Source organism: Paenibacillus psychroresistens (genome assembly GCF_009728935.1).
In the GTDB taxonomy this organism is placed as follows: Bacteria; Bacillota; Bacilli; order Paenibacillales; family NBRC-103111; genus Paenibacillus_AC; species Paenibacillus_AC psychroresistens.
Window position 1 is genome coordinate 2,902,143 of sequence record NZ_CP034235.1, and the last position, 23,832, is coordinate 2,925,974.

General features: G+C 40.7%; 23 protein-coding genes. 21 read left to right on the forward strand and 2 right to left on the reverse strand.

The window, feature by feature from the left end:
* Positions 1-16: 16 nt before the first annotated feature.
* Positions 17-1,813: a putative bifunctional diguanylate cyclase/phosphodiesterase gene (locus EHS13_RS12990; RefSeq protein WP_155700756.1), complete on the reverse strand. Its 1,797-nt coding sequence runs from the start codon at positions 1,811-1,813 to the stop codon at positions 17-19.
* A gap of 126 nt (positions 1,814-1,939) precedes the next feature.
* Complete coding sequence (locus tag EHS13_RS12995) at positions 1,940-3,841, reverse strand: FAD-dependent oxidoreductase (RefSeq protein ID WP_155700757.1); 1,902 nt, start codon at positions 3,839-3,841, stop codon at positions 1,940-1,942.
* Between the two features lie 161 nt (positions 3,842-4,002).
* Between EHS13_RS12995 and EHS13_RS13000 the strand changes: the two genes are divergently transcribed.
* The 21 genes from EHS13_RS13000 to EHS13_RS13100 all read left to right on the forward strand — a co-directional run bounded on the left by EHS13_RS13000 (position 4,003) and on the right by EHS13_RS13100 (position 23,832).
* Entirely contained in the window at positions 4,003-4,350 is a 348-nt protein-coding gene (locus tag EHS13_RS13000; RefSeq protein ID WP_155700758.1) for a histidine triad nucleotide-binding protein, read from the forward strand.
* A gap of 130 nt (positions 4,351-4,480) precedes the next feature.
* On the forward strand, positions 4,481-4,654 hold the full coding sequence (gene rpsU, locus EHS13_RS13005) for a 30S ribosomal protein S21 (RefSeq protein WP_044876085.1): 174 nt from the start codon (positions 4,481-4,483) through the stop codon (positions 4,652-4,654).
* A gap of 337 nt (positions 4,655-4,991) precedes the next feature.
* Positions 4,992-5,435: a GatB/YqeY domain-containing protein gene (locus EHS13_RS13010; RefSeq protein ID WP_155700759.1), complete on the forward strand. Its 444-nt coding sequence runs from the start codon at positions 4,992-4,994 to the stop codon at positions 5,433-5,435.
* A 182-nt stretch (positions 5,436-5,617) separates the two neighbouring features.
* Entirely contained in the window at positions 5,618-5,908 is a 291-nt protein-coding gene (gene yqfC, locus EHS13_RS13015) for a sporulation protein YqfC (RefSeq protein ID WP_155700760.1), read from the forward strand.
* A complete protein-coding gene (gene yqfD / locus EHS13_RS13020; RefSeq protein ID WP_155700761.1) occupies positions 5,905-7,098 on the forward strand; it encodes a sporulation protein YqfD in 1,194 nt (397 codons plus the stop codon). The genes yqfC and yqfD overlap by 4 nt, the downstream gene beginning before the upstream one ends.
* A 7-nt stretch (positions 7,099-7,105) precedes the next feature.
* Positions 7,106-8,080: a PhoH family protein gene (locus EHS13_RS13025; protein WP_405083580.1), complete on the forward strand. Its 975-nt coding sequence runs from the start codon at positions 7,106-7,108 to the stop codon at positions 8,078-8,080.
* Between the two features lie 36 nt (positions 8,081-8,116).
* Entirely contained in the window at positions 8,117-10,339 is a 2,223-nt protein-coding gene (locus tag EHS13_RS13030; protein ID WP_155700763.1) for an HD family phosphohydrolase, read from the forward strand.
* A gap of 7 nt (positions 10,340-10,346) precedes the next feature.
* Positions 10,347-10,826 (forward strand): rRNA maturation RNase YbeY, encoded by a 480-nt coding sequence (gene ybeY, locus EHS13_RS13035; protein ID WP_155700764.1) that lies wholly within the window; start codon positions 10,347-10,349, stop codon positions 10,824-10,826.
* Positions 10,827-10,834: 8 nt separating this feature from the next.
* On the forward strand, positions 10,835-11,515 hold the full coding sequence (locus EHS13_RS13040) for a diacylglycerol kinase (protein WP_227013922.1): 681 nt from the start codon (positions 10,835-10,837) through the stop codon (positions 11,513-11,515).
* A 16-nt stretch (positions 11,516-11,531) separates the two neighbouring features.
* Positions 11,532-12,431: a GTPase Era gene (gene era, locus EHS13_RS13045; RefSeq protein WP_155700766.1), complete on the forward strand. Its 900-nt coding sequence runs from the start codon at positions 11,532-11,534 to the stop codon at positions 12,429-12,431.
* 91 nt (positions 12,432-12,522) lie between these two features.
* Positions 12,523-12,660, forward strand: coding sequence for a YqzL family protein (locus EHS13_RS13050; protein ID WP_155700767.1), 138 nt, complete (start codon positions 12,523-12,525; stop codon positions 12,658-12,660).
* A gap of 15 nt (positions 12,661-12,675) precedes the next feature.
* On the forward strand, positions 12,676-13,422 hold the full coding sequence (gene recO / locus EHS13_RS13055) for a DNA repair protein RecO (protein ID WP_155700768.1): 747 nt from the start codon (positions 12,676-12,678) through the stop codon (positions 13,420-13,422).
* A 264-nt stretch (positions 13,423-13,686) separates the two neighbouring features.
* Positions 13,687-14,574, forward strand: coding sequence for a glycine--tRNA ligase subunit alpha (gene glyQ, locus EHS13_RS13060; protein ID WP_155700769.1), 888 nt, complete (start codon positions 13,687-13,689; stop codon positions 14,572-14,574).
* Positions 14,567-16,642, forward strand: a complete 2,076-nt coding sequence (gene glyS, locus EHS13_RS13065) for a glycine--tRNA ligase subunit beta (protein ID WP_155700770.1) — start codon at positions 14,567-14,569, stop codon at positions 16,640-16,642. Before glyQ ends, glyS begins: the two co-directional genes overlap by 8 nt.
* 18 nt (positions 16,643-16,660) lie before the next feature.
* Positions 16,661-17,479: a pyruvate, water dikinase regulatory protein gene (locus EHS13_RS13070; protein WP_405083581.1), complete on the forward strand. Its 819-nt coding sequence runs from the start codon at positions 16,661-16,663 to the stop codon at positions 17,477-17,479.
* A 102-nt stretch (positions 17,480-17,581) separates the two neighbouring features.
* Positions 17,582-18,049 (forward strand): YaiI/YqxD family protein, encoded by a 468-nt coding sequence (locus EHS13_RS13075; protein WP_155700772.1) that lies wholly within the window; start codon positions 17,582-17,584, stop codon positions 18,047-18,049.
* Positions 18,050-18,089: 40 nt separating this feature from the next.
* Positions 18,090-19,919, forward strand: a complete 1,830-nt coding sequence (gene dnaG / locus EHS13_RS13080) for a DNA primase (RefSeq protein ID WP_155700773.1) — start codon at positions 18,090-18,092, stop codon at positions 19,917-19,919.
* A 19-nt stretch (positions 19,920-19,938) separates the two neighbouring features.
* The gene (gene rpoD, locus EHS13_RS13085) at positions 19,939-21,078 is read left to right on the forward strand and encodes an RNA polymerase sigma factor RpoD (protein WP_155705337.1); all 1,140 of its coding nucleotides are present in this window, start codon (positions 19,939-19,941) and stop codon (positions 21,076-21,078) included.
* A gap of 71 nt (positions 21,079-21,149) precedes the next feature.
* Positions 21,150-21,983: a hypothetical protein gene (locus EHS13_RS13090; RefSeq protein ID WP_155700774.1), complete on the forward strand. Its 834-nt coding sequence runs from the start codon at positions 21,150-21,152 to the stop codon at positions 21,981-21,983.
* The gene (locus EHS13_RS13095; RefSeq protein WP_227013923.1) at positions 21,962-22,750 is read left to right on the forward strand and encodes a tRNA (adenine(22)-N(1))-methyltransferase; all 789 of its coding nucleotides are present in this window, start codon (positions 21,962-21,964) and stop codon (positions 22,748-22,750) included. Before EHS13_RS13090 ends, EHS13_RS13095 begins: the two co-directional genes overlap by 22 nt.
* Positions 22,717-23,832 (forward strand): Nif3-like dinuclear metal center hexameric protein, encoded by a 1,116-nt coding sequence (locus EHS13_RS13100; protein WP_155700775.1) that lies wholly within the window; start codon positions 22,717-22,719, stop codon positions 23,830-23,832. The genes EHS13_RS13095 and EHS13_RS13100 overlap by 34 nt, the downstream gene beginning before the upstream one ends.

Here is a 23,832-nt window from a genome sequence, read left to right on the forward strand (position 1 = left end):
CATATTCTTTGCAACCTCAGTACCCGCCAACCGCAGCATCCGTGTGTTCAAGCTTAAACCAATCCTGCAACGTTTTAGGCGTCATTGGCTTACCGAATAAAAAACCTTGAATTTCATCACAATTTTGTTCTTCTAAGAAATAAGCCTGATCCCACGTTTCTACGCCTTCTGCAGTTACATCTAGCTTGAGGGTATGAGCGAGTACAATGATGGCACGAACAATGGCAGCATCATCAGAATCACGGTTTTGAATACCTCTTATAAAGGATTGATCGATTTTGATAACGTCGATTGGGAATTTCTTTAGATAACTTAACGATGAATAACCTGTTCCAAAATCATCAATGGCGATAGTCATACCCATATCCTTGAGCACGCGCAGCATAAGAATCGACAAGTTAACATCCTGCATCGCTGCACTTTCTGTTATTTCTAACTCGAGCAAGGAAGGATCCATTTTGGTTTCTTTAAATACCTTGGTAATGACCTCGGGCAAATCTAATTGACGGAATTGACGAGGAGATAGATTAACACTGATTCTAAACAGTGGAAGTCCTAGGTCCGTCCATTTTTTACGCTGCATGCAAGCTTTTCTTAACACCAACTCACCAATTTCTACGATCAATCCGGTATCTTCTGCCAAAGAAATAAAATCTTTAGGGTGAATCATGCCTAGTTCAGGATGGACCCAACGAACTAAGGCTTCGACACAGACCAGCTCACGTGTTTTGGTGTTGATTCTGGGCTGATAGTAGATTACAAACTCATCACGTTCAATGGCATGGCGCAGCATGGTTTCCATTTTCAGCCGTTCAATTCCTTCTTGATTTACCGAAGGGGTGTAGAACTGATAATTGTTTCGACCTTCATCTTTAGCACGGTACATAGCGGTATCAGCATTTTTCATTAAGGTATCTGCATCCCTGCCGTCTTCTGGATAAACGGAGATACCAATGCTTGCCGTAATATAGACTTCGTTATGATTAAGCGGAAAAGAAGATTTTAAGGTTTCAATGATTGCTTCGGATGTACGTGCAGCGACATCAGAAGTATCCATTTTGGGAATCAGAATAGTAAATTCATCGCCGCCCATCCGGGCTAGCATCGCATTCTTTGGGAGGACTTTCTTAATTCGCAAGGCTACTGTTTGCAATAATACATCACCGGCAGCATGGCCCATGGTATCATTGACATATTTAAATTGATCAAGATCCAAGAAGAGAATACTGAGTCGGAAACCATTTTTAGAAGCATCTCTTAAAGAAGCCGTTAACTGATCCTTCATCATAAGACGGTTTGGAAGCTGAGTAAGTGCATCGTAGTAAGCCATTTTTTGCAAACGATCACTATTGCGCCCAATAAATAACAAGCTCATAAGGATCCCGAAAGCAACCAGCATGGTATCCATGGAAAAAAAGTTGCCGCCTTGAACAAGTGTCAATATGTATATATTCCCTAGACCAAACATGCTTAAACAAAATGAAGGGAATATGCCTAGCTCCAAAGCATACAAAGGAACTAAGAATAATAATAGCCAGGTTGGATGAGCGTTTATCTCCCATTCTGGTAAAACATAAGTAAGATTATTAAGGATCACATCAACAAGCATCAAAAACCAATAAGTGTTCTTCTTAAGGTAAAGATAGAGGTTTTTTACAATAAAGGCATGCCAAATGAGATAAAGCGACCAGAAAAAAGAAAGGAAGACAAGTAATAATTGAATCTTCTGATGATCTCGTTGGAATAAAGTAAATAATACAATCGGAATAACTAAGTGACCAATAGCAAACATTTTATCGCTTCGATGATTCATTGCAGCACCTCATAGGGTCATGTCTCGCGCATCCGGCTAACATATTTTGTTAAATCATGCCTAATTTCTACATAAGTATACATGATTATTCATAATAACTCTATAAATTTACGCGAAAAACTAAGATTAGCGCACTTCCTGAATGATCATTTGCGCTACAGCTCTGGCACTAGAAAATGCCCGCTCCGCCAATTCACCTTTTCCGACGCAACCATCCCCACAAAAATAGAATGGAATATTCTCAACTCGATTCGGTAATAAGTGGTTCTCAACAATGTTTTTGACACTGGATACCATCGCCTTTTTGGAAACGCGTTTAACTACAATGGCTTCACGCCAACCGGGGTAATGCTGGTCAAACATCATCTCCATTTGTGCAGTTTTTTGGTCTAGGTAGGATTTACGGACATCTTCATTGATAAATTGATTGCTTAGGTAAGCAATTCCTTGGAGCAGCTGTCCTCCTTCTGGAACTAAAGTATGATCGGTTGCCGAAACATCGCTGATAAACATTTTATTATCCATATCACTAATATAGTTAAAAGGTCGAGCTACTACTTCGCTTAAACCAACATCATAAACCATGACATCTGTAGAAGTGTTATCCTCATAAGGAGCTAAGAAGGGCTCCCAAGCCGTGTTTTTTAAGAGCTTAACGACTTGCTGGACGGGCATGGCAAAGATCACCTTATCGAACGAATAAGATTGCCCTTTGGTTTTCAGAATAAACTGTTTATCTGCATAATTCAGGCTCTCGACACCTTCTTGGAGGGCAATTCTCCAGTTACCGCTTTGCTCAATTTTTTGCTTTAATTGATTTGTAATAACAGCCCAACTGCCTAGAACATAATTAACAGGGCGATTGGAGAGAAATAAGTTTTGATAATAATCACTAATCGTTGTTCCGGAAACCTTGCGTGCATCTTCTGGTGTAATAAAAAAATTCGAGCATACCAAATGCTCCCAAAGCTCTTTAACATCATCATCGGCATTTGATTGTGCTAAGTAGTCGCCCAAGGTTTGAAAGTTTTTTAAGCTATGAATTTGTGCAATGATGGCAGTAATTTCACCGACAAAGCGTACCTTCTGCATGACATTCAGTAAATCAGTGCGCATTAAATTAACAAAATCAAGTGGAGCAGGAGTTAAGAAACCATTTTTAGAATACATGACTTGTCGTTTATCAACCTGCTTGCTGCTGAAGGATAAACCTAATTCTTTCTCTAATGTAGTAATTTTGTGGCGATCTAAAGCATATATCGCATGTGCTCCATAATTTAAGGTAAAACCGGATTTTTCATAGGTAAATGCTCTCCCGCCTAGCTGTGGGCTGCGTTCAAAAAGTATTCCCTCAATTGAGCTTTCTTCACTTAAATAAGCTGCAGTAGTTAAGCCTGCTAGGCCTCCACCAATAATAGCTACTTTCATTTTTATAACCTCCTTAGTGCTTTGAGATACGTGTAGAGTCTCCGAAATGGACTGATTACGAATTCCTGCCCAAACCAAGGCAAGATTGTTGCGAACTCGATCGGGTAAATCATCTTGATCGTGAACAGACCAAGCAACTACGCTGCCTAAATAGGCTGTAACTAAGAGCTCCGCTTTACGTGGATCGGGCAACCAGACCTGCAAGCTTTTAAATAAATATTGGAATAAATCGTTGTCTGCAGTGAATAAAGTTTTGTTTTGCATAGAGAGAATCAGTAAGCTGCGAATCAGTTTATGGTATTTAGCAGTTATAGACGCTAAGTCTATAAATAGCCGATTGATGTGTCCTTCCAAAGATTCCACCTTGGATGTCGGCTGTCCGACCCAAGCCTGGATTAAATCCATTTGTTTGCGATTCACTTCAGCAGCAATGTCTTCTTTACTATTAAAGTAATGATAAAATGTTCCTTTAGAGGTGTTAGTGGCCTTAATAATGTCATCCACGGAAACATTCTCGAAGCCCTGCTCGATGAACATGCTTAAAGCGACATTAATTACATGATCTCGCTTTTTTTTGGTAGCTGCCCGCATAAAATTCATACTTAATCACACTCCGTTCACTAATGGTTAAGCTTATTATATGACTTATTAGACTAAAGGTCTATTATTTAATATCTTATATAATTTACTAACTATTTGATTGGACTAAGCCATTATTTTCAGTTAAAATATAACAAAAGATCATATTAGGAGGTCATTCCATGGACTGTTTATTTTGTAAAATAATTGCTGGGGCGATCCCATCGAAAAAAATCTATGAAGATGATAATATACTTGTGTTCCATGATATCCAGCCCCTAGCTGCTGTACATGCCTTAATTATTCCCAAGAAACATATTGCATCCATGAATGAAGTTGAGAGCAATGACTGGGGTTTAATAGGGGATATCCATCGTGTGGCCCAGCTGATCGCTCGTGATTTAGGTATTGCAGAATCGGGTTATCGGCTTGTCAATAATTGTGGTAAAGAGGGCGGACAAGTGGTGTACCATATTCATTATCACCTCTTAGGTGGAGAGCAATTGGAACCCCTTAAAAGTGCCCATTAAGCAAAAAAAATCAATTTAATTTAATTGAGCAATCTGTAAGGTTGACACTCGCTTTATTTTTGGCTTATAATTAAGCTTGATTATCGTGTATTATTTTTAGGGACGGTTTTTTCGGAGGGAGGGAAATCTGGTGTCAGAAACAAAAGTACGTAAAAATGAAACTATTGATGCTGCGCTTCGTCGCTTTAAGCGTTCTATTGCTAAAGATGGTGTGTTGGCTGAGGTTAAAAAACGCAAGCACTATGAGAAGCCTAGCGTTAAACGGAAGTTGAAATCCGAGGCTGCACGTAAAAGAAAGTTCTAGAAGTCTTCATCGATGAGCTCCAAGTGAACGATTGATCCAGGATATCAAGCTCACAATGAAGAGTCATATATCCTTGTGGACTCTGCTTAATATACTAAATCGTGTAACCCAATAGCGCAGACTTTCCCTCGAGGATTTCGAAAAAGCAGGTCGGATGGTTTTGTCCGAGCTTTTAAAGGAAGATATAACTTTACAGAAGACTGCTGATAAAAGCTACTTAAAGTCAAATTTAAGTAGCTTTTTTTGTTGCGTTTAGGAAGAATTTGGTGCAGTGCTAGCGAATTCAAATGAAAAACAGTACAATGGGGCTTAATAACCTTTGGAGGGATTGAAAACGATGTCCATTAAACAACAATTAACAGAAGATATGAAAACGGCTATGCGTGCTAAAGATAAGGTGCGCTTATCGATTATCCGCATGATCAAGAATGAAATTGATAAACGCGAAATCGATACGCGTAAAGAGTTAAATGATGTTGAATCAATTGAAGCTGTGACAAGCTACAAGAAAGTGGTAGCTCAACAGTTGGAATATGCGAACGATGCCAATAACGATGAGAAAATCGAAGAATATACTTTCGAGCTTAGCGTAGTCAATGAATACTTGCCTCAGCAGTTATCTGAGCCGGAGGTTGAAGCAATTGTTCAAGGTTTAATTACGGCTAATGGCTTTGCAGGAGTAAAAGATAAAGGAGCATTAATGAAATTATTAATGCCTGAAGTTAAAGGCAAAGCCGACGGAAAGCTAGTAAGCGATGTTGTTTCCAAACTGTTGGTTTAGACATTACGTTTATTCATATTGAAACTACGACACCCGAACAGGGTGTTTTTTTTTTGTCCTCAAATCCCCCTCAAATCTCACTCGGATTTCTCTCATTTGTGTCCTCATATTTATTCTCATAAATTTTAACACCCAAGCATACTTTGTAAAGATACAGAGGGAGATGTTTAGGAGCTGAACACATGCGGCACTTAAAGAAAAAGCTAAATGAATGGACTTCACAGGTGATAGACCTGCCTCCTGATGTTACGCTCGATTTGCCGCGAATGACCATGATTGGCAATCAAATCCTGATGATTGAAAATCATCGCGGGCTGCTTCATTTTTCGAGTGAGCATTTGAAATTGGCTATCCATAACGGAGTTCTAGAATTGCAAGGGAGTGAATTCATAATTCGCGCCATTTCAACTGCAGAAATTTCCATAGAAGGCCGAATTGATGAGCTTAAATATCTTATGAATGGAAATAGGTGAGCATTGTGCAACCTCAATTAAAGTTTTGGTGTGGATATGTAAAACTAAAGCTGACCGGAGATAAAATCGCCGATTTTATTAATTTGGCAGCAAAGGAACAGCTTCAGCTATGGGATATTCATTTTAAAGCGAAAGATGCAGCAGAGTTAACTATTTTGCTGCAGCATTTTTTTCGTTTAAGACCCTTACTTCGTCAGACAAGCTGTAAGATTCATGTATTAGAGCGTTACGGAGCACCCTTTTTTTTGGACAAACTGGGTACTCGTAAATTTTTGATAGCGGGCATGCTGTTATTCGCAGTTGCTTTATTCTTGATGTCATCTGTCATCTGGCAGGTAAAAGTCGTAGGCAATGATAAAATACAGACTGCGCATATATTAGAGGTGGCCAAGCTGCAAGGGATTCGTCCATTCCAGTGGAAATTTAAGCTGAAGAATCCAGAAAGCCTTTCGCGGGAGCTGCAACGCCAACTGCCGTCTACTTCCTGGGTAGGCGTTCAATATCACGGATCTCACCTGACTATTGAAGTTGTGGAATCTGCCGAGCCAGAAAAAAAGCCCTTGCTTGATCCACGTCATCTTGTAGCTTCGACCAATGCCATTATAACTCAAATTAAAGCTGAAAAAGGCATGCCTATGGTGAAGGTTCATTCGTTTGTCCGTAAAGGGGACGTGCTTATCTCCGGCTTTATTGGCACTGCGCCAAATCAGCAGATCGTTGTCGCCAAGGGTGTTGTTATGGGGGAGGTTTGGTACACCTCGAAAATCGAAGTTCCCGTTATTCTTAAGCAAAATTCATATACAGGTGAATCGTCAAAACGGCTATATGTCGTCTTCGGAAATCGGGCTTTACAAATAACAGGATATAAACAAAGCAAATTTGAATTGTCGACCAAGCAAATTGTCCGTAAATCGGTTCACTGGCATAAATGGACATTGCCCATCGGCTGGATCCAAGAAAGCATGCAAGAAACTCAAATTTTGGAGCAAAAACGAAGTCAGGAAGAAGCGGTTAAGATTGGATTAGATAATGCAGAAGCCAATATTTTGAAAGCAGCAGATCCAGGTGCTCGTATTCTAACGCGAAAAATTTTGCATGAACGGTTCGAGAATGGTAAAGTTTATATGGAAGCCCATTATGAGGTCGAACAATCTATCGTGCAAGATCAGCCGATCATCCAAGGAGAATGAAACTTTGATTACTGCCTCTCACAACACTAAGATTACTTTGAAAAATACAGCTGAAGCGCTAGCCATATTTGGACCACAGGATAAATTTTTACATTTGATCGAAAAGCAGACAGAAGCACAAATATTCTCGCGAGAAGCGGAAATAGTCATACAAGGGGATACAGCTGAGGTTGAATCCTTGAAGCAGCTCTTTCAGGTGTTATTGGAGCTAACTCGCAATCAGTATGTACTATCGGAAAGAGATGTTGCATACGCATTGGAGCTTTCCAAAACTATGCAAGCTGAGCAGCTGCTAGAGCTATTTCGTGGAGAAATTGCCTTTACTTATAAAGGCAGACCGATTCGGATTAAAACCATTGGTCAGAAGCAATACATTAATCGGATTCGCAAATCGGATATTGTTTTTGGAATTGGTCCAGCAGGAACGGGGAAAACCTATTTGGCTGTTGTTTTGGCTGTTACTGCTTTAAAAGAAGGCAAGGTTAAACGAATTGTGCTCACCCGTCCTGCGGTAGAAGCAGGAGAGAGCTTAGGGTTCCTTCCAGGCGATCTTCAAGAAAAAGTAGACCCTTACCTACGTCCATTATATGACGCGCTGAATGATGTCCTAGGGCCTGAACAGGTGGCTAAATCATTAGAAAGAGGACTTATTGAAATCGCGCCTCTTGCCTATATGCGCGGACGTACGCTGGATGATGCTTTTATTATCTTGGATGAGGCTCAGAATTCAACACCAGAGCAAATGAAAATGTTCCTTACTCGTCTGGGCTTTGGCTCGAAGATGGTTATTACAGGTGATGTCACCCAGATTGATTTGCCGCGCGGCAAAAAGTCAGGATTAATCGAAGCGCAGCGCATATTGAATGCGGTTGAAGAAATCGGATTTATCTATTTTTCAGAGCAGGATGTTGTGCGTCACACCTTAGTTCAGCGAATCATTGTAGCTTACACAGAAGACGCAGAGCGGCTAGGACAGAATTAAATCCGGTTGTCGTCCTTATAGAGGGGGTTAAGCTTTATGACCCAAAACGAAGTATCCATGGGCAGCAAAGTAAATGAATGGTTAACAGGCTGGAAAAGCAACCTATTTGTCCGGCTTTTTTTGTTTTTCTTATTGATATTGTTATTTTATTTCTCTTTATCTACCAAGCTAGTACCTAAAACATATGATATAGAGCCCAATACTTATTCGGAGAAGACCATCCTAGCCACCAAGCAAATTGAGAATGTTCTGGCGACCAAAGAAGCTAAGCTGGAAGCGGCACAGAAGGTACAACCCATATATCAAATAATTTCGTTTAAAAGCGAACAGCTGATTGATATTTTATTCGATAAACTGCTGCAAAATAATGCATCTGCGGATACTGTTTTGAATTTTGAGGAAAAAGTAAGCTTGTATAATCGAGTCATCCCTGAAACAATGTTGGATTATGTGGATGCTTTTGTTGCTGGCTTGGAAAAAAATCCGCAATATTCTACACAGCTTGTACAGGAGATTAAACTAAAACTGCTAGATCAGCAATACAAGATTCCAGCAGAGACCTATTATAAGCTGCCGCGTTTAAGTGAAAGTGAATTAAATAACATGGAACCGATCGTCAAATCCATTGTCAGCAAACTAATGAGTGATCCGATTATTGAAGTACAAGGAACAAGAAATAAAGTAACCGAGCAGGTTAATTCATCTGATTTATCGACGTCCGTTTTGAGGGAAGTAGCACAGGATCTCGTTCGTTTCTCACTAACAGCCAATAAGTATTTGGATGAACAAGGAACGGCGGAAGCAAGAGACAAGGCTCAAGAGCTGACAAAAACGATCTTTATTAATAAGAATGACGCGATAATAAATAAAGATCAGCTGATAACGAATGAAATCTACGAGCAATTAAAAAGTATGAATTTACTTACAGATAAAGCGAGTTATTTACCACGGCTAGGGCTGCTGCTGTTGTCGTCGCTGCTTGTATTAGTGTTATATCTATTCATTAGGCAAAGCAAGCTTTCCATACGTGAGAATAATAGCCAATTGCTTATGCTCGTGATTATTTATATCGTAAATATCGCTGTTATGCATATTGTAGAATTAGGCGTAAATTTAGATTTTCCTTACATTGGCTTTATTACTCCTGTCGCTTTAGGTACAGTATTGATTATGATTTTGCTGGAAGCGCCGTTGGCATGGGTTTCGACTCTTATTTTTGCGATCACGGCGAGTATTATTTTTAATAATGAATCCGCTCAGCTTTTTGATTTTCGTTATGGATTTGTTGCTGTGGTTGTGGGTTATGCCTCTGTTTTCTCGCTTAATCAGACAAGTCAACGCATATCTATTCTCCGAGCAGGGATTATCAACTCAGCATTTTCTGTTCTATCGGTTGTAATCCTGTTATTATTAGATAATCATTATACGATTAAGGAAACGACATTCGCTCTCTCCTTTGCAGCAACTGGAGGCGTACTAACAGCTGTACTGGTGATCGGAATTCTTCCGTTTTTTGAAGCTGTTTTTGGAATTCTTTCGCCACTTAAGCTAATCGAGCTTTCTCACCCCAATCTGCCTTTATTGCGTAAGCTGCTCACTGAAACGCCTGGGACTTATCACCATAGCATAATGGTCGGCAACTTATCAGAAGCGGCTGCTGATTCGATTGGTGCGGACGGTTTATTGTGCAGAGTAGGCTCCTATTATCATGATATTGGTAAAACCAGAAGACCCAGCTATTTTATTGAGAATCAGTCGAATATGGAGAATCCGCATGATTCGATTGAGCCAAGCTTAAGTAAATCAATCATTATGGCTCATACACGCGAAGGTGTTGAAATGCTTAAAGAGCACAAAATTCCTAAAGCGATTCGCGATATTGCTGAGCAGCATCATGGGACAACATTGCTTAAATATTTTCATCATAAGGCTTTGCAAAAGCTTGGTGATTCAGGTAGTCAGCTAGCCATTTCAGAAGAAGAATACCGTTATCCAGGACCTAAAGCACAATCCAAGGAAGCCGCTATAGTCGGTATTGCAGATTGTGTAGAAGCAGCAGTTCGTTCGATGAGAAGCCCAACCATGGAGCAAATTGATACGATGGTTGAAAAGATTATTAAGCAAAGATTAGAGGATGGGCAGTTCAATGAGTGCGATTTAACACTTAAAGAATTGACCACAATCAGTAAAGCTTTGCGTGAAGCTTTACTTGGCATTTTTCATTCGCGCATTGAATACCCGAGCGATCTTAAGGAGTGAATGTATAGTGGGATTAACCTTGGAATGGAATAATGAACAGGATGCTTTGGAAATTCAACCAAGCTTGATTGAACAGCTTGAATTGCTGCTTAAATTAGCGGGGCAGCAAGAAAAAGTGGAGATTGGCGAGGTAGCATTGAGTTTTGTTACCGACGAAGAAATTCAACAGTTGAATAAACAATATCGAAATTTGGATCGACCAACCGATGTGTTGTCTTTTGCCATGCAAGAAATGGGCGAAGATGAACTTGAGATCATCTATGAAGAGGAAGCGGAGTTAGTACCCTTGGGGGATATCATTATTTCTATTCCACGGGCTATTGCGCAAAGTGAAGAGTATGGGCACTCTGTGGAGCGTGAAATTGGCTTTTTATTCATCCATGGTTTTTTGCATTTGATCGGGTATGATCATGGAGATGCTATAGCTGAAGCAGAAATGTTCGCTAAGCAAGAACAAATCTTACAGCTGGCTGGCTTAACGAGATGAAAGAGGTCATGCGGTGGCTAAGGAGCTTTCGTTATGCCTATGAAGGGCTTAAATACGCTTTAGCAACTCAGCGGAACATGAAATTTCATTTTTTTGTTTCCTTTGTTACCTTAATTTCAGCGCTATTTTTTCATATTACCAAAGTCGAAATTTTATTCATTATTCTAGCTATCGTTTTGGTTATTATGACGGAGCTGATTAATACAGCCATTGAAAAAACGGTGGATTTGGCTATGCCGAATCAGCATCCAATAGCAAAAATTGCCAAGGATTTAGCAGCAGCCTCCGTACTTGTAGCAGCGGCATTTGCCGTGGCCGTAGGTGCGATTGTCTTCTTTGAGCCGATAAACCGCTGGTTTCGTCAAGGGAAAAGCTATACAATCAATATTACAGCAGAATCTGTATGGCTTTATTTAGCATTAGTTATTGTCACTGTGGTTGTAATGGAGACTCGTTTTTCACATAGCCAAAGGCTAAGACCCAGTCTTTGGATGGCGATTGCCTTCTCACTTGCTACTTTAATCACGATGCTTACTTCGAATACACTTGTTGCCTTATTAGCGTATAGTTTAGCTTTTTTATTTTTGGTTATGCTTTATGAGAAAAAGAATCGTCCTTTATCTGTATCCTTATTTGGTGCCTTAATAGGTACAGCCATTACTATTCTTGCATTTTATTTGAATCGTTAGTTAAAATCGGAGGAAAATCATGTCTAAAAATTTCAAATCAGGCTTCGTTTCCATTATCGGCCGTCCCAACGTGGGTAAATCAACTTTATTGAATCAGGTCGTGGGTCAAAAGGTTGCGATTATGTCGGACAAGCCACAAACCACACGCAATAAAATTCATGGAGTTTATACAACAGAAAATTCACAAATTGTTTTCTTGGATACGCCAGGTATTCATAAGCCGCAATCTAAGCTTGGCGATTACATGATGAAGGTTGCAGAAAGCACCTTTCGCGAAGTCGATGCGATTCTCTTCTTAGTTGATGTTGTTGAAGGAATTGGCGGTGGAGATCGGTATATTATTGATCAACTGCATGAGGTCAAAACACCGGTCATTCTAGTGCTTAATAAAATCGACCAAGTACATCCTGAAACATTATTGCCCGTGATCGAAAAGTACAGCAAGCTGTATGATTTCGCAGAAATTATTCCTATTTCTGCTAGAAACGGGAATAATGTCAATACTTTGTTAGAGCAAACGATGAAGTATTTATGGGAAGGACCTCAGTATTATCCAGCAGATCAGATCACTGACCACCCAGAGCAGTTTGTTTGTGCAGAGTTGATTCGCGAGAAAATCCTTCATTTAACTCGGGAGGAAATTCCCCATTCCATTGCAGTTGCAATTGAGGACATGAAGGTTGAGCCCAATGGTATTGTGCACATATCTGCCATAATTTTTGTTGAACGCGATTCACAAAAGGGCATTATCATTGGCAAAAAAGGTGATCTGCTGAAAGAAATTGGTAAGAGAGCCCGTCATGATATAGAATCGCTGTTAGGCTCGAAGACATTTCTAGAGTTATGGGTGAAGGTTCAGAAGGATTGGCGCAATCATGAACGTGTTCTACGTGAGCTTGGCTTCCGAAACGACTAACTGCCCACTAATTGCATAGCATAGTTCCAGTGATTTTGTATCATCCTAACCATAGTAATCATCATTTCGTTATGGGGAGGAAGCGTGCAAAATGAGAGATTTCACATGGAACTATTTTTCAATGACTGGTGACGTCGATGCTTATTTATTATATAAAGAAATTCATGCAGATGAAGCAGCAGATGAGGCTTCAGATCAAGATTTAATGGATTTAGAGGAAGACGAGTAATGGGGAGATAACGGTGTGCTCTACAAGCTGGAAGGCATTGTCATTCGAAGTATGGATTATGGAGAAAACAATAAGATTATAGCTATTTATACACGCCATAACGGTAAAATGAGTATTATGGTACGAGGCGCCAAGAAAATGAACAGCCGTTTTTCGTCTGTAACACAAATATTTACACATGGTGAATTTGTTTTGTTCAAAACCAGCTCTATGGGAACTTTAAATCAAAGTGAAACTCTTGAATCGCATCGTAAGCTTCGTGAGAATTTGCATATGTCCGCTTATTCTGCCTATGTTGTTGAACTTATTGACCGTATTGTACCGGAGTTAGATGCGAACGAAATGATGTTTGAACAACTCAAAGCCAGTCTCGAAGCCATAGAATCCAATAAGGATCCAGCTATTGTGCTGAACATTATGGAAATGAAAATGTTAGCTATTGCCGGATACCTGCCTCAATTGGATGAATGTGTTAGCTGCAATGCTCATGATGGAGAAATGGGGATCAGCATTACGCAAGGTGGCGTACTTTGCGCTAAATGTTTTTATAAAGACAATCAGCTTTTTCGGATATCAGCGTCAACCTTAAAAATGCTGCGATTATTTCAACGTATGGACCTTCGCAGACTAGGTGCAATTGAAGTCAAAGATGAAACAAAAAAACAATTAAAGCTTATTATGCGCGCTTTTATGGATCATTTTATCGATATTCGTTTGAAAGCTCGTGGGTTTCTAGATCAAATGGATAAATATGAGCTATAGGGAATTTGACAAGCTTGATCTCGATTTGGTATGATGTTCCTCAATTAATTAATTTAATATTACAAGCGCAGCGATGGAAATTGGCATTTCCGGAGTGTTTGGACAAGATTACAAAAGCGGGTTAAGCAGATTTTGTTTAGCCAAGTAGGGTGGAACCGCGGGAGATCATGCTCTCGTCCCTATGTCTGGAATTCAGGCATAGGGACGAGAGCTTTTTTGTGTTTTTATGCTGATATTAGAATGGATAAAAGGGGGCTTATTGGAATGAACTTTCAACAAATTATTTTGACTTTACAGCAATTTTGGGCTGAACAGAATTGCATAGTTGTCCAGCCTTATGATGTAGAAAAAGGCGCAGGGACGCTTAATCCGATGACATTTTTGCGCAGTATTGGACCTGAACCATGGAACGTTGCTTATGTAGAGCCGTCACGCCGTCCATCCGATGGCCGTTATGGCGAGAATCCGAATCGTTTGTATCAGCATCATCAATTTCAAGTCATTATGAAGTCTTCACCCGATAATATCCAGGAGCTGTACTTGGAAAGCTTGAAGAAATTAGGTATTGATCCCCTACAGCATGATATTCGATTTGTAGAAGATAACTGGGAGCATCCCGGATTAGGTGCTTGGGGACTAGGCTGGGAGGTATGGCTGGATGGAATGGAAATTACCCAGTTTACTTATTTTCAGCAGGTTGGCGGGATTGACATGAATCCGATCGCTGTAGAGATTACTTATGGCTTAGAACGAATGGCTTCTTATATTCAAGATAAGGAAAATGTTTTTGATTTGGAATGGGTTGATGGCATCAAGTACGGAGATATCTTCCACCAACCAGAATTTGAGCATTCTAAATATACTTTTGAAGTTTCCGATACGAAGATGCTGTTCACTTTATTTGGCATGTACGAGGAAGAGGCGCGTAAAGCGCTAGAGCAGAAATTGGTTTTTCCAGGCTATGACTATGTTCTAAAATGTTCACACACATTTAACCTTCTTGATGCCAGAGGGGCAATCAGCGTTACGGAACGTACGGGTTATATTACAAGAGTGCGGAATTTATCACGAGCATGCGCAGCTACATATCTCGAGGAACGGGAACGTCTTGGCTTTCCATTGCTGAAGAAAGGAGTGGTTGAGAATGACTAAAGATCTATTATTGGAAATTGGGATGGAAGAAGTGCCTGCACGATTTGTGCGTGCCGCCGTTGAGCAGCTAGCTGATAAAATCAGCAAATGGCTAAATTCAATTCATGTTGATCATAAACAGGTAGAAATCTTTGGTACCCCTCGCCGAATTGCGGTACGTATCCATGAGGTTGCTGAAAAGCAGCAGGATGTGAATGAAGAAGTAAAAGGTCCCTCTCATAAGATTGCAGTGGATGAACAGGGAAATTGGAGCAAGGCTGCACTAGGCTTTGCGAAAAGCCAAGGATCTGATCCTTCTCAATTGTTTATTAAAGAAGTGGCTAATGTTCAATATGTACACGCAGCTAAGCAGAGCATAGGTGTAGCTACAGACTCCTTACTAAGTGAAGGTTTAACATCAGTCATTAGCTCACTTAATTTTTCGAAGAATATGCGCTGGGGTAGTCATGAAATGAAATTTGTCCGACCTATTCGCTGGTTGGTTGCATTGTTTGGCGAGGCTATTATTCCGCTAGAAATGGCTGGTATTGTTTCAGGACGAACAACAAGAGGGCATCGATTTCTTGGGGAGAATGTAGATATTTCGTCAGCTGCTGTTTATGAAAGCTCGCTTAAAGCTCAATTTGTCCTTGCCAACATAGACGAAAGAGAGCAGTTAATCACTAAACAAATTCAAGATTTAGCCGCAGAAAAAGGCTGGACGATTGCAATGAAACCAGATTTGCTGGAAGAAGTTATTTTTCTTGTGGAATATCCAACGGTGCTGTTCGGTACATTTGATCCTGATTTTTTACGGATACCACAGCAGGTTCTGATTACATCCATGCGAGAGCATCAGCGTTATTTTCCAGTGTTAGATGATAATGGCAGTTTATTGCCTTTCTTTGTTACCGTGCGTAATGGAAATTCAGTTGCTTTGGAGCAAGTTGCTAAAGGAAATGAAAAGGTATTGCGAGCCCGTTTGCAGGATGCGCGCTTCTTCTATCAAGAGGATCAGAAGATGTCTATCGAGAGTGCATTGAATCGCTTAGAAACGATCGTATTCCATGAAGAGCTGGGTACTGTTGGTGATAAAGTCAGAAGAATCGTCGAAATTTCCAACGCTCTAGCTCAATTGCTGGAATTAGATAGATCTTTAAGCAGTCAAGTGCAACGAGCGGCAGAGATCTGTAAATTTGATCTTGTATCATTAATGGTTTATGAATTTCCTGAGCTGCAGGGCATTATGGGCGAAGACTATGCACACAAGGCGGGCGAGAGCGACGTGATCGCTAAAGCTATTCTCGAGCATTATCAGCCTAAGTTTTCGGGGGATGCTTCACCTTCAGGAATCATCGGGGCAATTGTGAGTATTGCTGATAAAATGGACTCCATTGTAGGTTGTTTTTCGATTGGCATTATTCCTACAGGCTCTCAGGATCCATATGCTTTACGCAGACAAGCTGCAGGCATTGTTCAAATTCTGATTGACCAGGGATTAGCTGCTAAGCTTTCTGATTTGTTCACAATTGCCATCCAAACTCATCAAAAAGCAGGGTTATTGAAGCGTGGCAGCGAAGAAGTAAGTAAAGACCTTATGGATTTCTTTGCTTTACGGGTTAAAAATGTATTAACAGAGCGGCAAACCCGATACGATATCATTGATGCTGTGCTAGCTGCTGGTTTCGATTCTTTACCGGCAGTTGTTCGAAAAGCGGCTGCATTAACGGATTATGTCCAAACAGCAGATTTTAAAAGTACGTTGGAGTCATTCAATCGTGTAGGTAATTTAGCGGCGAAGGCTTCTGTTTACGAAGTTAATGTGGCTTTGTTTCAAGAACCGGCTGAAATTGAGCTTAATAGCGCATGGAAAGCGACTCATGATTCATTCTTAGAACAATTAGCAAATGCGAATGAAGCGGATGCTTTAACAACATTAAGTAAGCTTAAAGCACCTATTACTGCCTTTTTTGATGGAGTAATGGTGATGGCAGAGGATGAACAGGTTAAGCAAAATCGATTAGCCTTGCTGTACAATATTGCCGCAGATCTTAAACAAGTTGCTGACTTTTCTAAATTAAATAGTTAAAGGAGTCGATTGCTTATGATGTCTGAAGGAATATCAATGCCTGCTATATTCGTGCTTTCCGATTCTGCTGGTGAGACAGGTGAGGCTGTTGTAAAGGCAGCGATTATTCAATTTTTTCCATTGGCTATTAGCATTCGGCGCATCCCTTTTATTCAGAATCGAGCCGGTATTGATATCGCGATAAATTCTGCTAAGGCAGCAAATGGCGTTATTGTATTCACTTTAGTAATTCCAGAGCTAAGGGATTACTTAATGGAGCAAGCCTTTATCCATCAAATTCTATCGATAGATCTTCTTGGCCCCATCATTAGCACTTTGGAAAAGGTATTGGATCGACAAGCTAGACATGAGCCAGGGCTGATTTATCAGCTGGATGAAGATTATTTCAAAAAAGTGGAAGCTGTTGAGTTTGCTGTTAAATATGATGATGGTAAGGATTCACGCGGCATTCTGAAGGCAGATATTATTCTGCTAGGCGTTTCAAGAACATCCAAAACACCACTTTCGATGTATCTAGCACATATGCGATATAAAGTGGCAAATGTTCCTTTAGTGCCGGAATTAAAACCTCCGGAAGAATTGTTCACGATTTCGTCACATAAAATTATCGGCTTGCGGATAAGTACGGAGAAGTTGAATGAAATCCGTAAGGAACGCTTGAAGGCATTAGGTTTACCAGACAGTGCAAACTATGCAAGCATAGACAGAATCGAGCAAGAATCCGATTATGCGGCTAAGCTTATGACTCGCTTAGGCTGTACAGTTATTGATGTATCTAACAAGGCAGTAGAAGAAACGGCAAGCATTATTCAGGATTTATTCCAGAAGCGCGAATAGTTTTTGAAGTTTTAACGAATTTCTCTTAAGAAGCAGGATTTTTTATTTATTCATCGTATATAATATTACGGTACTACTAAAGTAGGAATTCGGTGGATAGCAATGAGACTAACGTCCAAAATTATTGTGGATGCAGATGCATGCCCTGTGAAAGATCAAATTGTGATAGCTGCGGCACCCTTTGAAGTTGAGATTTGGATGGTCGCTTCTTTCGATCATTACTTAGCTCCAAGAGAAGGCGTAACGATCAAACAAGTGGATCGCTCTGATCAATCCGTGGATCTGTATATTGCAAACATGATTAAAGCAAACGATATATTGGTTACTCAGGATTTTGGTTTGGCAACAATTGGATTAGCAAAACGGGCTCATGTATTGTCGAATCGTGGTCAAAGGTACTCAGATGAGACTATAGATTTCCTTCTAGAGAAAAGGCATGAACAAGCTAAAATGAGGCGAGGCGGTAGGCACAGCAAGGGTCCGAGGCCTATGACTTCAGAAGATAGACATAAATTTCTACAAACTTTGACAAAAGTTTTAACTTTCTTGCAGGAAAATGTAACGACTTAGCGAATATTATTACGTGTTAATTTGAATGAAGGTGAATCGAATGAGTAACGGACGTATTCCCGATTCGATTATCGAGGCAGTTCTTAAGCATCATGACATTGTAGATGTCGTTGGTAAATTTGTACACTTGAGTAAACAAGGGCGCTATATGAAAGGACTATGTCCTTTTCATTCGGAGAAATCTCCTTCCTTTACCGTTACTCCAGAAAAACAAATTTTTTATTGCTACGGTTGCCATATGGGTGGAAATGCGATTAATTTTGTGAAGGAAATGGAAGGCCTGTCTTACGGAGAAGCTGTTCGTCAAATGGCGGAGGAAGCTAATATCTCGATTGGCTGGGAAACACCCACTGAGCAACAAACCGAGCTACAGTTAGACAAAGCTAAGTTATTACAGGCTTATGAGCTTTCTACCAAGCTGTATCATCATGTTCTACTCAATACGGTGCAAGGCAAAGAAGCCATGCAATATCTGCGTATGAGAGGGCTAACTGATAAATGGATTGAATTTTTTCAAATTGGATATGCGCCACCTGCTTGGGACACTCTAGCTCAATTTCTCGAAAAGCGGCAATTTTTACTACCGTTAATGGAGCAAGGAGGACTGCTTAGCGCTAGGTCATCTGGCGGCTATGTCGATAAATTTCGTGATCGAATCCTATTTCCAATATGTGATGTAAAGGGAAGGGTGATTGCTTTTGGTGGACGTGCAATGGGAGATGTTCAGCCCAAATACATGAATAGTCCTGAGTCCGTGCTGTTTAATAAAAGCAGCAGCTTATACAACTTCCATCAAGCAAGAGCAGTGATCCGCAAGAATCGCCAGGTTGTATTATTCGAAGGATATGTGGATGTCATTAAAGCATGGGAGGCCGGAGTAACTAACGGTGTTGCTACAATGGGAACTGCATTAACCGAAGAGCATGCAGCACATTTGAAAAGAAATGCAGATGAAGTAGTCGTTTGCTACGATGGTGACAACGCCGGACAGACAGCAGCCTTCAAAAGTATCGCGACTCTGGAAAAAGCACAGCTGCATGTCAAAATCGCCATGTTACCGGAAGGCTTGGATCCGGATGAATACATTGGCAAACATGGCGCAGAAAGCTTTCAAAGAGAAGTAATCGAATCTGCTGTACCCACGATTAAATACAAATTGATTTTTGAACGCAAAAGATTCAATTTGCTCCAGCAGGACGGAAAACGCCAGTATCTGGATGTTGCTATTCGAATGATTGCAGAGCTTCCTTCCGCGATTGATCGTGAACAGTACTCTAAGGAATTGTCAGTGGATTATCAGCTGACACTTGACACGATTAAACAAGAAATGAATGAACATCGGCAAGAATTTCTAAAAAAGCAACAAACGGGGGATAATAAGCATCATTCGTGGAATAATGATATGAATATTGGAAGAGTTTCGAAAAAAGATGCTCCTTTACTGGAGGCTCATCAGGTTGCTGAGAAAAAGCTATTGTCTGCAATGATCCATGATTCGGAGATTGCCACATATGTACAGCAGCGTTTAGATGAACAGTTTAATGTGGAAGCTCACGCAGCTCTTGCTGCTTATTTATACGCCTATTACGCCCAAGGGAACGCACCGGATGCAAGTCGATACATCGCAACCTTACAGGATGAGCAATTGGAAAGTGTCGCCAGCTCGATATTAATGCTGGAAGGCAATGAAGCCAACAATGCTCAAGCAATCGATGATTATATTCGTGTCATTCTGCATTATCCGCAGCTACAGGCATTGGAGCAAAGAAGTCAAGAAGCATTACGTGCCCAGAACGCGGGTGACTATGCATTAGCAGCACAGATTCACAAGGAAATTAGTACCTTAAAACAACAGCTGAAATCGTTTTAGGGATAAGGGAGTGGGAATGATGGCTAACGACCAGCATGCGGAGCTAGAGACAGAATTAACTTTGGAGCAGGTCAAGGACCAGCTGATTGAGTTGGGCAAAAAAAGACTATCGCTGACTTACAAGGATATTGCAGAACGTTTAGCACCGTTTGACCAAGACGCGGAGCAAATTGACGAGTTTTTTGAGCAATTATCTGAAATGGGTATTGATGTGGGGAACGAGTCAGATGAAGACGAAAGCCCGCATAATCCGGAAGATAGGGACAGGGATAGAGAAAGAGATCAAGACGAGTTTAGTTTTGATGATGACTTATCCTTACCAGCAGGCATTAAAATTAATGACCCTGTTCGGATGTATTTAAAGGAGATTGGTCGTGTTCCTTTGCTTTCAGCAGAGGATGAAGTTGATTTGGCCAAACGAATTGAAAATGGTGATGAAGAGGCAAAACGTCGATTAGCGGAAGCAAATCTTCGACTAGTTGTCAGTATTGCGAAACGTTATGTGGGTCGTGGAATGCTGTTCCTTGATTTAATCCAAGAAGGCAACATGGGTTTAATTAAAGCGGTAGAGAAGTTTGACCATACCAAGGGCTATAAATTTAGTACTTATGCCACATGGTGGATTCGTCAAGCTATCACTCGCGCCATTGCGGATCAAGCAAGAACCATTCGAATACCCGTTCATATGGTGGAAACCATCAATAAATTAATCCGTGTTTCACGTCAATTGCTTCAAGAATTAGGCCGTGAGCCAAGTCCTGAAGAAATTGCTAAGGAAATGGATTTAAGTACAGAAAAAGTAAGAGAAATAATGAAGATTGCTCAAGAGCCCGTCTCACTGGAAACGCCAATTGGTGAAGAAGATGATTCACATCTGGGTGATTTTATTGAAGATCAAGAAGCATTGGCACCAGCAGATGCAGCAGCTTATGAGTTGCTTAAAGAACAGCTTGAGGATGTTCTCGATACGTTGACCGAGAGAGAAGAAAATGTACTTCGTTTGCGTTTTGGTCTCGATGATGGGCGTACTCGGACATTGGAAGAAGTGGGTAAGGTATTCGGAGTTACACGTGAGCGTATCCGTCAGATTGAGGCTAAAGCTCTACGTAAGCTTCGTCATCCAAGCCGCAGTAAACGTTTGAAGGATTTCCTTGAATAAATCATACACACGACCTACCCTGCTTGCCTTGCAGTAGTGGGTCATTTTTTTTAAATTACGATGCAATCGGGGTGAAAGAATTGGATGCGGAAAAAAGAAAAACGATTGTATATGAAATTGAGCATTGGCGAAAAAATAAATTGCTTCCCGAGCATTTATGCGACTTTTTATTAAATTTATATTTAGAGGATCCAGCCGATCGACCGAAAAAATGGGGCAGTGTATCACCTGGTTCCATTCGTAACAGTAATTGGAAAGTTTGGTTATTAGTTTTTGGTGGTATCGGCCTTATCTCCTTTATCGTTCTTAATTTTAACTCTTTTCAAATTCCAATGCAAATTTCGATTTTTTCCTTGTTTATCCTGCTTTGTTATATGATAGGCGGTGTTTCTCGTCCGAAAAACCCAACGATTGCTTATTTAGCTTTAGGAGCGGGCTCCATTTTATTATTGAATGTGGGATTATTCTTACTACATAAACACGATGCAGATCCCAAGTTTATTGTGGCATATACCGTAATATGCAGCATAATTTGGATGGTAACGGGAATAACGGCACGAATGCCTATTTTTCATTTTGGCGGCTGGCTTGTACTTATTCTCATCTATGGATGGGTCTTAAATCATAATATTGAAACGTACGATTGGTTAGGCTTGCAAATGAGCTGGGTGCCTGTAAGTATCGTATTAATTTGGTTAGGCTGGCTGTTCCATCACAACAATAAACAAATGGGAGCAGTGCTGCTTCTGGTCGGTTACCTAGTTTGGTTTGTTCCAGATTTGTTTGGATTATTATTTACTGATTTACCGCGAAGTGGATTGCAGCTATCACTGATGCTTCGAATAGTAGTGGCGGGTACAGTGTTATTCTCGTTGCGTAAAAAATGGATAGAGTGGGTAACTTAATGGTTGGATTATCTAAACGTTTATTAACAATAGCTGAGCATGTACCGCAAGGCAGCAAGCTGGCTGATATTGGCTCGGATCATGCATTGCTTCCTGTATATTTGGCACAGAGGGGGATAACAGCCTCAGCAATTGCTGGAGAACTAAATGCAGGTCCTTATGCAGCCGCACTAAAACAAGTTGAAGAAGCAGGTCTCAGAAGCTTCATAGAAGTTCGTCAAGGAGATGGCCTTGAAGTTATTGCTTCTGGTGAAGTGGATGTTATTACAATTGCTGGAATGGGCGGACTCTTGATTGTTCAAATCTTGACACAAGGTGTTGCCAAGCTTAATCAAGTGCAACGAATGATTCTGCAGCCTAATGTGGGGGAAGAAGTGGTTCGCCGCTGGTTAGTGGAGCATGATTGGTTTTTGAGTGAGGAATATATTATTCAAGAAGATGGAAAAATCTACGAAGTGCTGGTCGCAGATCGATCTGAACAAGCAAAGGATTTGAATCAGAGCTTGTATCAAGAACGGCAAATAGCAGGAAAAACAGTTAATAAAGAAAGACTCATTGCTATGGGTCCTTACTTACTAACTCAAGCTGATCCAATATGGATTCAAAAATGGCAGGATGAGTTATTTAAATTACAGCGTATTGTGGAGCAGCTATCGAGATCAGAGCTAGAAGCATCGCTTCAGCGTCAACAACAAATTCAAAACGAAATGATCGAAATACAGGAGGTTATAGCATGCTCGCAAAAGGTCAAACCGTCATTCAAATGATGGAGCAGCTTGCCCCTAAGCACTATGCCATGCCCGATGATAAAATAGGCTTACAGCTCGGTACGTTAAACAAGGAAATTAGAAATGTACTTGTAGCTTTAGATGTGACGACTGAGGTAGCTGAGGAAGCCATACGGCTGCAAATTGATTTAATCATTGCCCATCATGCTATAGTTTACCGTCCGCTAAAGCACCTTCAGACCGATACACCCGCAGGTAAGCTTTATGAAAAATTAATTAAACATGATATTGCTGTTTACATAGCACATACGAATTTAGATGTGGCTGATGGCGGAGTGAATGATATGATGGCCGGGGCACTTGGGCTTAGTGGGCTGAGCCATCTTGAAGGTGTTCATACGGAAAAGCTGAAGAAACTAGTTGTTTTTATACCTGAAACACATCATGAGCAAGTACGGGCGGCTGTTTTTAATGCAGGTGCTGGCGGGATTGGACATTATAGCCATTGCAGCTTTAATCTAACAGGCACAGGCACTTTTTTACCTGGTGAAGGAGCACAACCGTTTATCGGAAGGCTTGGCCAAATCGAGTCCGTGACCGAGGTGCGTTTTGAGACAATTGTGCCAGAGGGCATAGAACGTAAAGTCATTCAAGCCATGCTGAAAGCACACCCCTATGAAGAAGTTGCTTACGATCTTTACCCATTGGAGCTCAAAGGACGTACATTTGGGCTAGGGCGCGTAGGCAAGCTTGCAGAGGCATGCACTGTTGCGGATTTAGTAGTGCAGGTTAAACAAGCTTTCTCCGTTGAAACCGTACGAGTTGTTGGAAACCTCCAGCAGGTTGTTAAGAAGATAGCCGTACTTGGAGGGGCTGGCAGTCGTTATATTCAAGCTTCTCTCTTTGCAGGGGCAGATGTATTAATTACAGGAGACATCGACTACCATAGCGCTCAGGACGCTCTAGCTGCCGGCTTGATATTGATCGATCCGGGGCACAACATTGAGAAAATTATGAAGAGCCATGTGGCAGATTATCTAATTAAGCATTTAACTGCTAAAAAATATACGACTAATGTGATAGCTTCGGAAGTGGATACAGAGGTTTTTAAATTTGTTTAA

Excerpts from the sequence above, each read along its gene's own strand:
- EHS13_RS12990 (WP_155700756.1), bottom strand. The coding sequence starts at position 1,813 with ATGAATCATCGAAGCGATAAAATGTTTGCTATTGGTCACTTAGTTATT.
- EHS13_RS12995 (WP_155700757.1), bottom strand. The coding sequence starts at position 3,841 with ATGAATTTTATGCGGGCAGCTACCAAAAAAAAGCGAGATCATGTAATT.
- EHS13_RS13000 (WP_155700758.1), top strand. The coding sequence starts at position 4,003 with ATGGACTGTTTATTTTGTAAAATAATTGCTGGGGCGATCCCATCGAAA.
- EHS13_RS13010 (WP_155700759.1), top strand. The coding sequence starts at position 4,992 with ATGTCCATTAAACAACAATTAACAGAAGATATGAAAACGGCTATGCGT.
- yqfC (WP_155700760.1), top strand. The coding sequence starts at position 5,618 with ATGCGGCACTTAAAGAAAAAGCTAAATGAATGGACTTCACAGGTGATA.
- EHS13_RS13030 (WP_155700763.1), top strand. The coding sequence starts at position 8,117 with ATGACCCAAAACGAAGTATCCATGGGCAGCAAAGTAAATGAATGGTTA.
- EHS13_RS13040 (WP_227013922.1), top strand. The coding sequence starts at position 10,835 with ATGCGGTGGCTAAGGAGCTTTCGTTATGCCTATGAAGGGCTTAAATAC.
- EHS13_RS13050 (WP_155700767.1), top strand. The coding sequence starts at position 12,523 with ATGAGAGATTTCACATGGAACTATTTTTCAATGACTGGTGACGTCGAT.
- glyQ (WP_155700769.1), top strand. The coding sequence starts at position 13,687 with ATGAACTTTCAACAAATTATTTTGACTTTACAGCAATTTTGGGCTGAA.
- glyS (WP_155700770.1), top strand. The coding sequence starts at position 14,567 with ATGACTAAAGATCTATTATTGGAAATTGGGATGGAAGAAGTGCCTGCA.
- EHS13_RS13070 (WP_405083581.1), top strand. The coding sequence starts at position 16,661 with ATGTCTGAAGGAATATCAATGCCTGCTATATTCGTGCTTTCCGATTCT.
- EHS13_RS13075 (WP_155700772.1), top strand. The coding sequence starts at position 17,582 with ATGAGACTAACGTCCAAAATTATTGTGGATGCAGATGCATGCCCTGTG.
- dnaG (WP_155700773.1), top strand. The coding sequence starts at position 18,090 with ATGAGTAACGGACGTATTCCCGATTCGATTATCGAGGCAGTTCTTAAG.
- rpoD (WP_155705337.1), top strand. The coding sequence starts at position 19,939 with ATGGCTAACGACCAGCATGCGGAGCTAGAGACAGAATTAACTTTGGAG.
- EHS13_RS13095 (WP_227013923.1), top strand. The coding sequence starts at position 21,962 with ATGGATAGAGTGGGTAACTTAATGGTTGGATTATCTAAACGTTTATTA.
- EHS13_RS13100 (WP_155700775.1), top strand. The coding sequence starts at position 22,717 with ATGCTCGCAAAAGGTCAAACCGTCATTCAAATGATGGAGCAGCTTGCC.